The 13,154-nt window shown below is 62.2% G+C and carries 13 protein-coding genes; 8 read left to right on the top strand and 5 right to left on the bottom strand.

Going from position 1 to position 13,154, the window contains the following annotated elements:
- Positions 1-271: 271 nt before the first annotated feature.
- The 5 genes from FPZ61_RS08050 to FPZ61_RS08030 all read right to left on the bottom strand — a co-directional run bounded on the left by FPZ61_RS08050 (position 272) and on the right by FPZ61_RS08030 (position 5,628).
- A complete protein-coding gene (locus FPZ61_RS08050) occupies positions 272-2,044 on the bottom strand; it encodes a hypothetical protein (protein ID WP_185465633.1) in 1,773 nt (590 codons plus the stop codon).
- 235 nt (positions 2,045-2,279) lie between these two features.
- Positions 2,280-4,004, bottom strand: a complete 1,725-nt coding sequence (ureC, locus tag FPZ61_RS08045; protein WP_185465631.1) for an urease subunit alpha — start codon at positions 4,002-4,004, stop codon at positions 2,280-2,282.
- A gap of 73 nt (positions 4,005-4,077) precedes the next feature.
- Positions 4,078-4,386, bottom strand: a complete 309-nt coding sequence (locus tag FPZ61_RS08040) for an urease subunit beta (protein WP_185465629.1) — start codon at positions 4,384-4,386, stop codon at positions 4,078-4,080.
- Positions 4,383-4,685: an urease subunit gamma gene (locus FPZ61_RS08035; RefSeq protein WP_185465627.1), complete on the bottom strand. Its 303-nt coding sequence runs from the start codon at positions 4,683-4,685 to the stop codon at positions 4,383-4,385. Before FPZ61_RS08035 ends, FPZ61_RS08040 begins: the two co-directional genes overlap by 4 nt.
- 52 nt (positions 4,686-4,737) lie before the next feature.
- Complete coding sequence (locus FPZ61_RS08030) at positions 4,738-5,628, bottom strand: urease accessory protein UreD (RefSeq protein ID WP_185465625.1); 891 nt, start codon at positions 5,626-5,628, stop codon at positions 4,738-4,740.
- 110 nt (positions 5,629-5,738) lie between these two features.
- Between FPZ61_RS08030 and FPZ61_RS08025 the strand changes: the two genes are divergently transcribed.
- The 8 genes from FPZ61_RS08025 (at position 5,739) to urtE (ending at position 13,151) form a co-directional block, all read left to right on the top strand.
- Positions 5,739-6,302: an urease accessory protein UreE gene (locus FPZ61_RS08025; RefSeq protein ID WP_370594275.1), complete on the top strand. Its 564-nt coding sequence runs from the start codon at positions 5,739-5,741 to the stop codon at positions 6,300-6,302.
- On the top strand, positions 6,302-6,979 hold the full coding sequence (locus FPZ61_RS08020) for an urease accessory protein UreF (RefSeq protein ID WP_185465623.1): 678 nt from the start codon (positions 6,302-6,304) through the stop codon (positions 6,977-6,979). Before FPZ61_RS08025 ends, FPZ61_RS08020 begins: the two co-directional genes overlap by 1 nt.
- A gap of 21 nt (positions 6,980-7,000) precedes the next feature.
- Positions 7,001-7,609: an urease accessory protein UreG gene (ureG, locus tag FPZ61_RS08015; RefSeq protein ID WP_185465621.1), complete on the top strand. Its 609-nt coding sequence runs from the start codon at positions 7,001-7,003 to the stop codon at positions 7,607-7,609.
- Between the two features lie 147 nt (positions 7,610-7,756).
- A complete protein-coding gene (gene urtA, locus FPZ61_RS08010) occupies positions 7,757-9,052 on the top strand; it encodes an urea ABC transporter substrate-binding protein (RefSeq protein WP_185465620.1) in 1,296 nt (431 codons plus the stop codon).
- A gap of 125 nt (positions 9,053-9,177) precedes the next feature.
- Complete coding sequence (gene urtB / locus FPZ61_RS08005; protein ID WP_185465619.1) at positions 9,178-10,335, top strand: urea ABC transporter permease subunit UrtB; 1,158 nt, start codon at positions 9,178-9,180, stop codon at positions 10,333-10,335.
- A gap of 60 nt (positions 10,336-10,395) precedes the next feature.
- The gene (urtC, locus tag FPZ61_RS08000) at positions 10,396-11,511 is read left to right on the top strand and encodes an urea ABC transporter permease subunit UrtC (protein ID WP_185465618.1); all 1,116 of its coding nucleotides are present in this window, start codon (positions 10,396-10,398) and stop codon (positions 11,509-11,511) included.
- Between the two features lie 59 nt (positions 11,512-11,570).
- Complete coding sequence (gene urtD / locus FPZ61_RS07995) at positions 11,571-12,320, top strand: urea ABC transporter ATP-binding protein UrtD (RefSeq protein ID WP_185465617.1); 750 nt, start codon at positions 11,571-11,573, stop codon at positions 12,318-12,320.
- A 114-nt stretch (positions 12,321-12,434) separates the two neighbouring features.
- On the top strand, positions 12,435-13,151 hold the full coding sequence (gene urtE, locus FPZ61_RS07990; protein WP_185465616.1) for an urea ABC transporter ATP-binding subunit UrtE: 717 nt from the start codon (positions 12,435-12,437) through the stop codon (positions 13,149-13,151).
- Positions 13,152-13,154 lie beyond the last annotated feature (3 nt).

The following is a 13,154-nucleotide window of genomic DNA, read 5'->3' as shown; positions in this document are numbered from 1 at the left end:
ATCATGGGCAGCGAGCTTGACAAGTCTGGTGGTGATCGCTACCGAATGCGCCTGACTCCGGGGGATGCGCTCAGATCCACACCCGGCCTCCCAGGGATGGGTGCAGACCCTGGGGGACCCCCCTGGCCTGGACCGTTGATGCCCCTGCATCACGATTGGGGCCGCGGGTCCATCGGTTCGCAGCGATGGCCGCATCATTCCATCGACCCATCAGGAGTCAGCGAAGAGGTCGCGTTGAAAGGGCCTGGAGAAAGACTGTCAAGTGAGCCGCCTATCTGGCGTAATACGCTCGATCTCTGTAAAAAACCTGCTTCAGACTGCCAGCGGCCAGTTGCCGCTTGGACCGGATGGTTGCCTGAGTGAGAACCTGGCCTGGTATGGGGAAGCCGGGAGGCTGAAGCCGCTGAGCACGTCCATCGCCTGGATCGAGAACAAGGTCACCCTCAAGCAGAACGCCCTGGGCATAGGGAGAATTGTCAATCCACTCGTCATCACGCCTGATCAGCACCGGTGGCGAAGCCGATCGGGAGAGGGAATTAAAGGCGTCAATGTCCTTGTAAAAAGAGTGCATGGGCGCAGCACGACCATCGTCGACCTTCCAGGCCCGGACTGAGTCCAGGTAGCCGTCTACGTAGACGAACGACAACACCAATAATAAAGCGGTGAAAGTCAATGCTCGCAGCCTTGGGTAACGCATTGACTCTTCAAGCCAGGCCACGAACGAACGATAAACGAATGCAGCGAGAATCACCAAGAATGGAACAAGGAATATCATTGTATAATCGTGAAAAACAATCAGATTCTTGAAAAACAACAACCAGGCAAGGCTCGCAAGGAATGCAGCAATCAGAACCTGGCTGGGGACGTCGACTGAAGATGGTCGTTGAATCTCAGCGCCGAGACGGGGGTCAGCGGCCTGAGACAATGTCGGACCAGGACGCCTGGCCAGAATCCGGCGCTTGGACAATGGCAGAAGTCGACGAGACAGTAAACCCAGGGATAGCACCAATAGCAGCAGAAAGGGCCATGTAGGAATTAAATTGGCAATCCATTCAAGATACTGCTGAATTGCACTGGACCACTCCAGTTGTGGCTTCTGAGAGTCTGGCCATTGGGCCATGGGGAGCCCGAGACGACGCATTGCCGACTGAATGACCGAACTGTCCATAGACTCTTTGACGTAGGCAACAGACTTACGGTTGAGAATCCACTCAACAACTGCTGCGTAGAGCGCCGAAGCGATGACGAGCGAGCCTCCCAGTGCTGTTGCTGTCCAAGAGAGTCTCCTCAGCCGAGATGATGACTGCCGAAACTGAAGGGTGATGCTGATTGCAGCCAGAAAAAATACAGCAATGAAAGATCGGCCAAGCAGACAGCCAATCGCAGAACACACCAAGAATACAATTGAGTTTCTTGATTGTTCTGCACGGCTCGTTGCCTGCCTCGCCAGCACGGTGTAGCCATACATGCAGAGGACGTAGCCCAACAGACCTGGCTGGTCAAAATGAAACATGGGTCTGTAGTGAAGCCACAACGGCGAGGCCCCAACGCTCAACAGACTCAGCGATGACACCAATCCAGAAAAGCGCAACGCCCTCAACGACAAATAGAGAAACAGCAGAGTGGCGACGTAGACCAGATTCATGATCTGCTTTGAGGCCAGAAGATAGCCCTCAGCTGACTCCCTGAAGCGGTCCAGAAACGCATTGGCCAGCACAGGAAACACTGCAGGATAACGATTAAAATATTCATAATGGAATAGCCTTGTGTTATCGCTTGCTATTTCAGCGAGCTTGCGGCTATAGCCAACGAAACCGGAGTCGAATCGAGAATGGTCGACAATGGAGAGGGAGTGCAGTGTGACCCAATTGAAATGAGAGCCACGGCCAAAACTGAACAGTCCGGGCTCAAGGGCGATGATGGCCAAGGCGAAGACCAGGGCCACCGCGCAGGCGATCCAAGACTCATGTCGGCGGGCTGGAGCGGCCTGATTGGTGTCTTGCACATCGTCATCTGATGCCGGCTTCGCACGCCTGTTGGTCATCAGCGATCTGCAACCACAGGGGGAGCCTACGATCCAGATGATCCAGGGAACTTGAAGGCGAAGTTCTGAGCCTGCTCAGACCGAAACGACGTCCTGATCGTTTCTGCTGAGAAGTCAGTGACTTCACCACCATCAATCAGCGATGGCACAACCAACACAGGCTGCTGAAAGCAACCATAAGAATCTGGAGCGTCAGCAACAAGGCAGGTGCAGCGCGCTACGTCGGGGCAGGGCCTCAGAGCAGGAAGTAGAGCTGCGCCATCGGCAGCGACTCAGCCGGCTCGCAGGTGAGCAATTCGCCATCGGCGAACACCTCGTAGGTCTGGGGATCCACCTCCACCCTTGGCAGAGCGGCGTTGTTGCGCATCTCGGCCTTGCCGATGCCGCGGGTGTTCACCACCGGCACGCAGGGCCGCCTGAGTCCCAGCTTGCGGGGCAGGTCGTCGTCGAGCGCCGCCTGGCTGAGGAACGTGAGGCAGCTGGGGGCAAGGGCGCCACCGAAGCCGGCGAACATCGGGCGGCCATGCACGGGGCCAGGGGTGGGAATGGAGGCGTTGGCATCCCCCATCTGGGCCCAGACGATCGAGCCCCCCTTGATCACCAGTTCCGGTTTGACGCCGAAGAACCCTGGCTTCCAGAGGGTGAGATCGGCCAGCTTGCCCACCTCCACCGAGCCGATCTGACTGTCGAGGCCATGGGCGATCGCCGGGTTGATCGTGAACTTGGCCACATAGCGCTTGAGGCGCACGTTGTCGTTGCGGCCGCGGCCACGACCGGCGCTGTCTTCCGGGAGGGTGCCGCGCTGCACCTTCATCTTGTGGGCGGTCTGGAAGGTGCGGGTGATCACTTCCCCCACCCGGCCCATGGCCTGGGAATCACTGGCGATGATGCTGAAGGCCCCCAGGTCGTGCAGGATGTCCTCGGCGGCAATCGTCTCGCGGCGGATGCGCGACTCGGCGAAGGCCACGTCTTCGGGGATGGCCGCATCGAGATGGTGGCACACCATCAGCATGTCGAGGTGTTCCTCGAGCGTGTTGCGGGTGTAGGGACGGGTGGGATTGGTGCTGCTGGGCAGCACATTGGCCTCACCACAGATCCGGATGATGTCGGGGGCGTGGCCGCCTCCGGCCCCTTCGGTGTGGAAGGTGTGGATCGTGCGGCCACCGATGGCCCGGATCGTGTCCTCCACGAATCCCGCCTCATTGAGGGTGTCGGAGTGGATGCAGACCTGCACGTCGAGCTGGTCGGCCACGGTGAGGCAGCAATCGATCGCCGCCGGGGTGGTTCCCCAGTCTTCGTGGAGCTTGAGGCCGCAGGCCCCTGCACGCACCTGCTCTTCGATCGCCCCGGGGGTGCTGGCGTTGCCCTTGCCGTAGAAACCCAGGTTCACCGGCAGCCCCTCGGCCGCCTGGAGCATGCGCGCGAGGTGAAAGGCCCCGGGGGTGCAGGTGGTGGCATTGGTGCCGGTGGCCGGGCCGGTGCCGCCGCCCAGCAGAGTCGTGACGCCGGAGGCCAGGGCCGTTTCGATCTGCTGGGGACAGATGAAATGGATGTGGGTATCGATGCCACCGGCCGTGAGGATGTGGCCCTCACCGGCGATCGCCTCGGTGCCCGGGCCCACGATGATCGTCACCCCGTCGGTGATGTCGGGGTTGCCGGCCTTGCCGATGGCGCAGATGCGCCCGTCGCGCAGGCCCACATCGGCCTTGACGATCCCCCACCAATCCAGGATCAGGGCGTTGGTGATCACCGTGTCCACCGCCCCGTCGGCACGGGAGGTCTGGGCCTGGCCCATGCCGTCGCGGATCACCTTGCCGCCGCCGAATTTGACCTCCTCGCCGTAGGTGGTGAAATCGTCCTCCACCTCCAGGACAAGCTCGGTGTCGGCCAGCCGCAGCCGGTCGCCGGTGGTGGGGCCGTAGGTCTCGGCGTAGGCCCGGCGGTCCATCCGGTAGGGCATGGCTGATGCGGGGTGCGAAGGAACAGAGAAACGGGCCGGGGGTCGGGGATCGGCGGGACGGCGGGACGGCGGATCAGTCGAGGGGGCCGTTGATCAGGCCGTTGAAGCCGAACACGCAGCGGGCTCCGGCCAGGGGCACCAGCTCCACGCGCCGTTGATCCCCCGGCTCGAAGCGGATCGCGGTGCCGGCGGGGATGTCGAGGCGCTGACCCCGCGCCGCCTCCCGATCGAAGATCAGGGCATGGTTAGCCTCGTGGAAGTGGAAGTGGGAGCCCACCTGCACAGGACGATCTCCCCGGTTGGCCACCTCGATCGTGGTGACGGGCCGGCCGGCATTGAGCTCGAGACTGCCGGGCTCAGGCAGGAGTTCACCAGGGATCATCGGATCGGTTCATGCAGGGTGACGAGTTTGGTGCCATCGGGGAAGGTGGCTTCCATCTGCACCTCGGGGATCAGCTCCGGCACCCCCTCCATCACCTGCTCTCGGCTGAGCCAGGTGCTGCCGGCGGCCATCAGGTCAGCCACGCTGCGTCCATCGCGGGCGCCCTCGAGGATCAGGAAACTGAGCCAGGCCACGGCCTCCGGGTGGTTGAGGCGCAGGCCCCGCTGCAGCCGACGCTCCGCCAGGAGTGCTGCCGTGACGATCAGCAGCTTGTCCTTCTCCTGGGGCGTCAGGTTCATGGGGCCGATCGTTGCTCAGGCACTCTGGCAGTGCCGAGGGCGATGGGCAGGTTCAGCAGGAACGTTCGCTGCCTTGCAGGGGAGCTTCCTGAAAGGGCCACACCCGCGGCAGCTGCGGCGCTGCCAGGCCCCGCTCGGCGCGGATCCGCGCCCAGATGCGGGTGAACCACCATCGGGCCGCCTGGGTGGAGCTCCCTCGGTAGCGGGCCACCAGCCCCTGATCGAGCCGGCCGCAGGCCATCTCCCCCTCCAGCCCGGTCCGATCCGCTCGGCAGAGCTCCAGAAGAGCTTCCGGCACCGGCGCCGGTGCCGCCCACACCAGGCTGCCGAACACCGGCTCCCCCGCCAGCCCATGGGGGGAGCGCAGGCTCTCTCCCGCGAGCTCCAGTTGATCCGCCACGCTCCAGCGGCCCTGGCGGCGCACCTCCAGGCGCGAGCGCCAGCAGCCATCGCCCAGGGTTTCGGCATCGGCACTGCGGCCGAGGCGCACCACGTCGGCCCCGAGCCAGCTGGCCCCTGCGGCCAGCTCCACCCGGCAGCTCTGCTCGATCAGCCCCCCGGCGAACACCACCACCTCCTGGGGCAGCCATTCCAGATCCGCCCCTTCGAGCAGCTCGAAGCTCAGCCGCTGGCGGCTCCAGCTGCCCCGAGGCGCCAGGCGGGAGCGGCCCACCGAGCCGTACACCTTCTGGGCGGCGACGCTGGTGATCAGGGCACGGCTGTGGGGCCCGAGCTCGGCCCTGAGGCTCAGCTCATCCCCCCCCACCAGGCCTCCGGCCGTGTGCAGCAGAGGCAGTTCGCAGCGGCCATCCTCCCGGGCACAGGCCCGCTGGATCTTGAGGGGAGCCGTGGCTCCACCCTGATGAATGGTGCCGCGATCAGCCGTGCGATGGAACTGCAGCCTGGCTTCTGCAGACCAGGACTGGGGTGGGGCGCTCGGCATGGTGGAGTCTCGCCCCGGCTGGATCAGCACGAACCCTGGAATCCTGCCGCAGCTGGCCACCGGGCATTCAGTAACAACTGCCACAGGGTCAGGTCCCACGCCTCGGGAAGGTGGAGATTCGCCTTGAGGGTGACGGCACCGTGTCCACGCCCCCCGACCGCTCAGCAACGCCGCTGCAGCTGGAGCGACGCATCCCTGCCGATGCCCCGGAGCTGGGGGACTCTGATCAGGGAGGAGGCCGCGGCCCTGTGCTGCATCTGGCCTTGAGTGCCCACCAGCGCACCAGCCTGCGGGGCCGCCGCCGCTCCAGCTGCGGCCAGGAGCTGTTGCTGCAACTGCCGCGGGGACCGGCCCTGGAGCCGGGCGAGCGGCTGCTGCCGCTTGACGGCAGGGTGCAGGTGGTGGTGGAGCCGGCTCCGGAGCCGCTGCTGGTGGTGCGCAGCCCGGATCCCCTGGTGTTGCTGCAGGCTGCTTACCACCTGGGCAACCGCCACGTGTCCCTGGAGCTGCGCCCAGGCGAGCTGAGGCTGCTCGAGGATGGCGTGCTGGAGGAGCTGATGCGGCAACGGGGGCTGTTGATCGAGCACCAACTGGCCCCGTTTCTGCCGGAGCCGGGCGCCTATGCCATCACCAGCCACAGCCACAGCCACAGCCACGAAGGCCCTCGCCACTGATGAGCCGTACGGGACTGCATCTGCTTCAGCTGCTGAGCCCAGCCCTGCCGGTGGGGGCGTTCAGCTATTCGGAAGGGCTGGAGGTGTTGGTGCAGCGGGGATCCGTCACCACCGCAAGCACGCTCCAGGACTGGCTCGAAGCCGAACTCCGGCGCGGCGCCATCGGCATCGAGGCGGCGGCCCTGGCTCCCCTGCAGGACGGCCTCCGCCAGCATCAGCGCGGAGCCGCCGTGACGGCAGAACACGCTCTGCTCGATCTCGACGGTTGGCTGCTGGCCCAGCGGGAAGCCGCCGAGGTGCGGGCCCAGCAACGCCAGATGGGCAGGTCGCTGCTGCAGCTGCTGGCTGAACTGGGCTGGCCGCTGCAGCCTGCCGCCGAGCTCTCCTGGCCGGCGGCCTGGGCCTGGGCGGGCCTCTGCCTGGAGATCCCCCTGCCTGATCTGGTGGAGGCCTACCTCTATGGCTGGAGCGCCAATCAGATCAGTGCCGCTGTGCGCCTGGTTCCCCTGGGACCCACCCAGGGGCAGCGCCTGCAGCTGGCCCTGGCCCCGCTGCTGGTGGAGAGAGCCCGGGACCTGGCCATCTCCGATCCCCGTGAGCAATGGACGGGCGGCGTCGGCGCTGCCCTGAGCCAGCTGAGCCACGCCGAGCTTTACTCCAGGCTGTTCCGCAGTTGATCGCCCAGGCAGGCCACCACCATGAGCAAACTGCGCGTTGGAGTGGCCGGACCGGTGGGATCCGGCAAAACGGCCCTCGTCGAAGCCCTCTGCCGGCGACTGCGCCAACAGCTGGAGCTGGCGGTGGTCACCAATGACATCTACACCCAGGAAGACGCCCAGTTCCTGACGCGGGCCGGCGCCCTCGAGCCTGAGCGGATCCGGGGGGTGGAAACGGGAGGTTGCCCCCACACCGCCATCCGCGAAGACTGCTCAATCAATCGAGCGGCGGTGGAGGAACTCGAACAGCTCTTCCCATCGCTCGACCTCGTGCTGGTGGAGAGCGGTGGAGACAACCTTGCCGCCAGCTTCAGCCCGGAGCTGGTGGATCTCTGCATCTATGTGATCGATGTGGCAGCGGGTGACAAGATCCCCAGGAAAGGCGGACCGGGTATCACCCGCTCCGACCTGCTGGTGATCAACAAGATCGACCTGGCACCGATGGTGGGGGCTGATCTGGAGGTGATGAAGCGCGACACCGAGCGGATGCGACCAGGGCGGCCCTGGTGCTTCACCAACCTTCGCAGCGGAGAAGGGCTTGCACAGGTGGAGTCGTTTCTGAGGGAACAACTGCCGGCTCACAACGCCTGAGGGGAGAGGCCGGCGAAACGCGCCGGTACTCACCTGCGAATCCACACACAGGCATGGGCGGCAAACATTCGGTGCGATCGGATACACAGCTCCCCGGAAGGCATCCGTAGGGTCCCTGCGGAATACCCTCATCTTGATCAAGCACCAATGGTTCAGAAACTCTCTCGGCGGCTGTTTGCTGGAATCGCTGCTACCGCCGTCAGCATCACTCTGGTGTCCTGCGGTGGCGGAGGCGACACCGCAGGCGACTTCGACGGCGAAGTCAAGGTGGGCATTCTCCACTCGCTGAGTGGAACCATGGCCATCTCGGAAACGACCCTGAAAGAGGTCGAGGAGATGGCAATCAAAGAAATCAATGAAGCGGGTGGCGTCAAGGTTGACGGCAAGTCCTACAAGATCGTCGCCGTTGCGGAAGACGGAGCCTCGGACTGGCCCACCTTCGCCGAGAAGTCCCAGAAACTGATCGACTCCGACAATGTAGCCGTCGTCTTCGGCGGCTGGACCTCAGCCAGCCGCAAGGCCATGCTACCGGTCTATGAGGCCAAGAATCATATGCTCTTCTACCCCATTCAATATGAAGGGCAGGAGTGCTCCAGAAACATCTTCTACACCGGTGCTGTACCGAACCAGCAGGCTGAGCCAGCCGTTGACTGGCTGATGAAGACCTACGGCGACAAGCTGGGCAAGAAGGTTTACCTGGTTGGCTCCGACTACGTCTATCCACGGACCGCCAACACAATCATCAAGGAGCAGATGAAGGCTCTCGGCGGTGAAACCGTCGGCGAAGACTACATCCCCCTCGGCAACACTGAAGTTGCCCCGATCATTGCCAAGATCAAGGAAGCCTTCCCCGATGGCGGCATCATCATCAACACCTTGAACGGCGACTCCAATGTTGCCCTCTTCAAGCAGTTCAAAGCTGCCGGGATTGATCCTGAAAAGTACCCGATCATGTCCTTCTCGATTGCCGAGGAGGAAATCCGCCAGATCGGACCTGAGTACACCACAGGCACCTACGCAACCTGGAACTTCTTCATGAGCCTGGACACCCCAGCCTCCAAGAAGTTCACCTCCGACTTCCAGGCCATGTATGGCGATGATCGGGTCACGGGTGACCCGGCCGAATCGGCCTACAACATGGTGTACCTCTGGAAGAATGCCGTTGAAAAAGCCGGCACCTTCGAAGATCTCGACAAGGTCCGCGAGACCATGATCGGCATCAAGTTTGCCGCTCCTCAGGGCGAGATCGAGATGTACCCCAACCACCACACCTCCGAGCGTGTGCTGATTGGCGAGGCTCAGGAAGACGGCCAGTTCAAGATCCTGGAAGACAGCAAGACGGCGATTCCGCCGCTGCCCTGGAACCAGTTCGTGCCCGAGACCAAGGGCTTCACCTGCGACTGGACCCAGGATCGCCCTGACGCCGGCAAGTTCAAGATGTGATGCAGCGGGAGGCCTGGATCCAGGCCTCCCCATCCGTCCTGATCGTCCCCGAGCTGCCAGTCCACTCCACCACCTCAGGTCCGGATCGATCCGGACCTGAGCCTCTCGTTCAGCCGTGATTTCCGTTGGAACTTTTCTTTTCTCAGATCCTCGACGGTCTCAGCATCGGATCGGTGCTGCTGCTGGCGGCAACCGGACTGGCCATCGTCTTCGGCCTGATGGGCGTGATCAATCTCGCCCATGGCGAGCTGATGATGCTCGGCGCCTACGTCACCTATGTCGTTCAATCCATCTTCCGTCCGATGGGCGGAATTGTCTTTGAGCTGTATTATCCCGTTGCATTGGTTCTCTCCTTCGTGGTCACGGCCCTGGTGGGCGTGCTTCTGGAGAGAACACTGATTCGCAAGCTCTACGGGAGGCCCCTGGAAACCCTGCTGGCCACCTGGGGGGTCAGCCTGATTCTGATTCAGCTGATCCGCAGCATCTCCACGGCCATGCTGCTGGGCATTCTTGTGGCCATTGCCATCGGCTATTTCGGCAACCGTGTTCTTCGCTCCAAGATGGCGGAGAAGCCCTACCTCCCCTACGTCTCGGGGCTTTTCTGGGCCATCGCCACGGTGATCGGCCTGGTCTCCGTCAATCTTCTCTCCAGCAGTCGTGCTTTGGCAGGTGCCTGGTTCGGGCCACGCAACATTGATGTCACGGCCCCCAAGTGGCTGCAGGGAAGCTGGGGATCGATCGCAGGAATTGAACTTCCAGGACTGCGCATCTTCATCATCCTGCTCTCCGCCGTCCTGCTGCTGGCCACGGTCTGGTTTCTGAGCAAGAGCGCCTGGGGACTGCGCATCAGGGCCGTCACCCAGAACCGTCAGATGAGCAATTGCCTGGGGATTCCAACCGACAGGGTGGACAGCATCACCTTCGGGTTGGGCTCAGGCCTGGCTGGTGTGGCCGGATGTGCCATCACTCTGCTGGGATCGGTCGGACCCAACCTTGGGGCGGCCTACATCGTCTCATGTTTCATGGTGATCGTGCTGGGTGGTGTGGGCAATCTGCTGGGAACAGTACTCGCCTCCCTGATGCTCGGTCTCATTCAGTCGGTGGTGGGATCCGGGTCGCTGCTGATCGTGTTCCCGGACATGCCGGCGGCAGCACGAGGGGTCATTGAATTCTTCGCTACCACGAGCATGTCGTTGGTGCTGGTCTTCATCTTCATCATTGCCTTCCTGCAGTTCCGCCCGAACGGCATGTTCCCTCAGAAAGGGAGGTCAGTTGATGCCTGAGTCAACCACTCAACCACCCTTCGTCCTGCCAATCCTTCTCCAGCCCTGGAGCCCTCAGCTGTGAAGATCTTCCGACGACTCCTCCCCTGGATTCTGCTGGCCATTGCCCTGTTCATCCTGCCGGCCATTCTCAGTGACTTCCGCCTCAACCTCTTCGGCCGCTACTTCTCCCTGGCGATCACAGCCCTGGCCATCGACCTGATCTGGGGCTACACAGGACTGCTCAGCCTGGGCCAGGGCATTTTCTTTGCACTGGGTGGCTATGGCGTGGCGATGTACCTCACGCTGAACACCGAAAGTGGAGCGGGGGGGAATGGCATACCCAAATTCTTCGAAAACTATGGGGTCGATCAGCTGCCGTTCTTCTGGCAACCCTTCTGGTCTCCGGCCTTCACCCTGATTGCCCTCTGGCTGATCCCCGCAATCGTGGCAGGCCTTGTCGGCTACCTGATCTTCAGAAATCGCATCAAAGGCGTTTACTTCTCGATCATCACCCAAGCGGCCTTGATGGTCTTCTTCCACTTCTTCAATGGCCAGCAGAAGTTGATCAATGGCACCAATGGCCTGAAAACCAGCACCACCGAGTTGTTTGGCCAACTGGTCGGCTCAAGCGACATGCAGCTCTGGATGTACCGACTCACGGTGCTCCTTCTGCCCGTTGCCTTCCTGATCTGCCGCTATTTCACCACCAGGCGTTTTGGGGATGCCCTGATCGCCATTCGCGACGACGAACAACGGCTCCGCTTCGGCGGCTTCAATCCTGTCCCATTCAAGACCCTCGTGTTCATCGTGGCGGGGGCACTCTGTGGAGTGTCGGGAGCTCTCTACACCGTTCAGAGCGGGATCGTCTCGCCCCAGTTCATGTCCATTTCTTTTTCGATCGAAATGGTGATCTGGGTGGCGGTGGGCGGCCGCGGAACCCTGGTAGGGCCGATCATCGGTGCCATTCTCGTGAACTATCTGAGAAGCCTTGTCAGCGAGGCCTTGCCGGAGTTCTGGCTGTTTGTTCAAGGGGCTCTGTTCATCTTCGTGGTCGTGCTGATGCCCGATGGCATCTACGGATGGTTCACCGGTGGCGGCTTACGGCAGCTGCTGGCAGCCTTCGGCATGGCTCCGAAATCACGCACCTATCCCCAGCTGGATGAGGAGGTGGCTGCTCTCAACGACCTGTCCTGACACCACGGCCTGGCGTTCTGCCGGAGCTTGCTTGTCCCCATCCTTTCCAGCCAGAGTCCATGACCCAACCACTTCTCGAGCTCAAGGATGTGAGCGTGAGCTTCGATGGCTTCTACGCGCTCACCGATCTCAGTCTCACCCTCAACAAAGGGGAACTCAAGTCGATCATCGGCCCGAACGGAGCCGGCAAGACCACGTTCCTGGACGTGATCACCGGCAAGGTGCGCCCCACCAAGGGAACGGTCACCTTCAAGGGCCATTCGCTGGTGGGCCTCTCCGAGCAGAGGATCTCCAGAGAGGGCATCGGCCGCAAATTCCAGACTCCCCGTGTCTTTGAGAACCTGACCGTCCAGCGCAATCTGGAGTTGTCGGCCTCACCCCACAAGAGTGCCTTCAACCTGCTGGTGGACCGGCTGCCCGTCTCCGCCAAGGATGAGGTGCAGCGCCTGATGAATTACGTGGGGCTCTCCCCCTTCGCCACCACCAAAGCCGGTTCCCTCTCCCATGGCCAGAAACAGTGGCTGGCCATTGCCATGCTGGTGGCCCAGTCGCCGGAAGTGCTGCTGCTCGATGAACCGGTGGCCGGCCTGACCGATGAGGAAACCGTACGCACCGCCGAGTTGATCAAATCCCTGGCCGGCGATCACACCGTGGTGGTGATCGAGCACGACATGGAATTCATCCGGGACCTCAAAGCCCCCGTCACCGTTCTCCATCAGGGTCAGCTCCTGACTGAGGGGCCTCTGGAGAAGGTCAAGCAGGACCCGCGCGTCATTGAAGTGTATCTGGGGCAAGCCGATTCCGACTGATTCACCGCCACGGCTGCCGTCAGTCAGCCCCAAATCAGCCCCAGAGTCTCCGCACCCAGTCATCGTCACTGATTTCCTTCAACACCATCCCAACCCGAGGCGCAGCCAAGAGTCATGAGTTCCCAACCCATCCTTCAGGTTTCCGATCTGAATGTGTACTACGGACAAAGTCACATTCTTCGTGATGTGGATCTCTCGGTTCCCGAAGGGGAAATGGTCTGCCTGATCGGCCGAAACGGCGTAGGCAAGACAACCTTTCTCAAAACGATCATCGGCTTGCTTCAGCAGCGATCCGGTACCGTTCACTACGGTGACAAAACCCTGAGCACGGAGCCTCCCTATCGCCGGGCCCGGGCCGGCATTGGCTATGTCTCCCAGGGGCGTGACATCATTCCCCAGGTCACGGTCAAGGAGAATCTGTTGCTGGGCATGGAAGCCCTGCCCGGCGGTCTCGGCAAGAATCGTCACATCGACCCTCTGGTCTATGAGCTCTTTCCGATTCTCGAGAAATTTCTGGACCGCAAAGGTGGGGATCTCAGCGGCGGCCAGCAGCAACAACTGGCGATTGCTCGAGCTTTGGTCGGCAAGCCGAAACTGTTGCTGCTTGATGAGCCCACCGAAGGGATTCAACCCTCAATCATCATGGACATCGAGCGGGCGGTGCAGCGGATCATGAAGGAAACCGGAATCAGTGTGCTGCTGGTGGAGCAGCACCTGCACTTCGTGCGCCAATCCAACTACTACTACGCGATGCAACGTGGCGGGATCGTCTCCAGCGGCCCCACCGAACAACTCTCCGACGCTGTGGTGGAGGAATTCCTGACTGTCTGAGGG

This window comes from Synechococcus sp. BSA11S, from assembly GCF_014224355.1.
Taxonomy (GTDB): Bacteria; Cyanobacteriota; Cyanobacteriia; order PCC-6307; family Cyanobiaceae; genus Regnicoccus_A.
Note: the sequence above shows the minus strand (reverse complement) of the source record. Positions and strands in the feature narration are given on the sequence as shown.

Bases quoted from the DNA above. Each gene is read 5' to 3' on its own strand.
- FPZ61_RS08050 (WP_185465633.1), bottom strand. From the start codon at position 2,044: ATGACCAACAGGCGTGCGAAGCCGGCATCAGATGACGATGTGCAAGAC.
- ureC (WP_185465631.1), bottom strand. From the start codon at position 4,004: ATGCCCTACCGGATGGACCGCCGGGCCTACGCCGAGACCTACGGCCCC.
- FPZ61_RS08040 (WP_185465629.1), bottom strand. From the start codon at position 4,386: ATGATCCCTGGTGAACTCCTGCCTGAGCCCGGCAGTCTCGAGCTCAAT.
- FPZ61_RS08035 (WP_185465627.1), bottom strand. From the start codon at position 4,685: ATGAACCTGACGCCCCAGGAGAAGGACAAGCTGCTGATCGTCACGGCA.
- FPZ61_RS08030 (WP_185465625.1), bottom strand. From the start codon at position 5,628: ATGCCGAGCGCCCCACCCCAGTCCTGGTCTGCAGAAGCCAGGCTGCAG.
- FPZ61_RS08020 (WP_185465623.1), top strand. From the start codon at position 6,302: ATGAGCCGTACGGGACTGCATCTGCTTCAGCTGCTGAGCCCAGCCCTG.
- ureG (WP_185465621.1), top strand. From the start codon at position 7,001: ATGAGCAAACTGCGCGTTGGAGTGGCCGGACCGGTGGGATCCGGCAAA.
- urtA (WP_185465620.1), top strand. From the start codon at position 7,757: ATGGTTCAGAAACTCTCTCGGCGGCTGTTTGCTGGAATCGCTGCTACC.
- urtD (WP_185465617.1), top strand. From the start codon at position 11,571: ATGACCCAACCACTTCTCGAGCTCAAGGATGTGAGCGTGAGCTTCGAT.
- urtE (WP_185465616.1), top strand. From the start codon at position 12,435: ATGAGTTCCCAACCCATCCTTCAGGTTTCCGATCTGAATGTGTACTAC.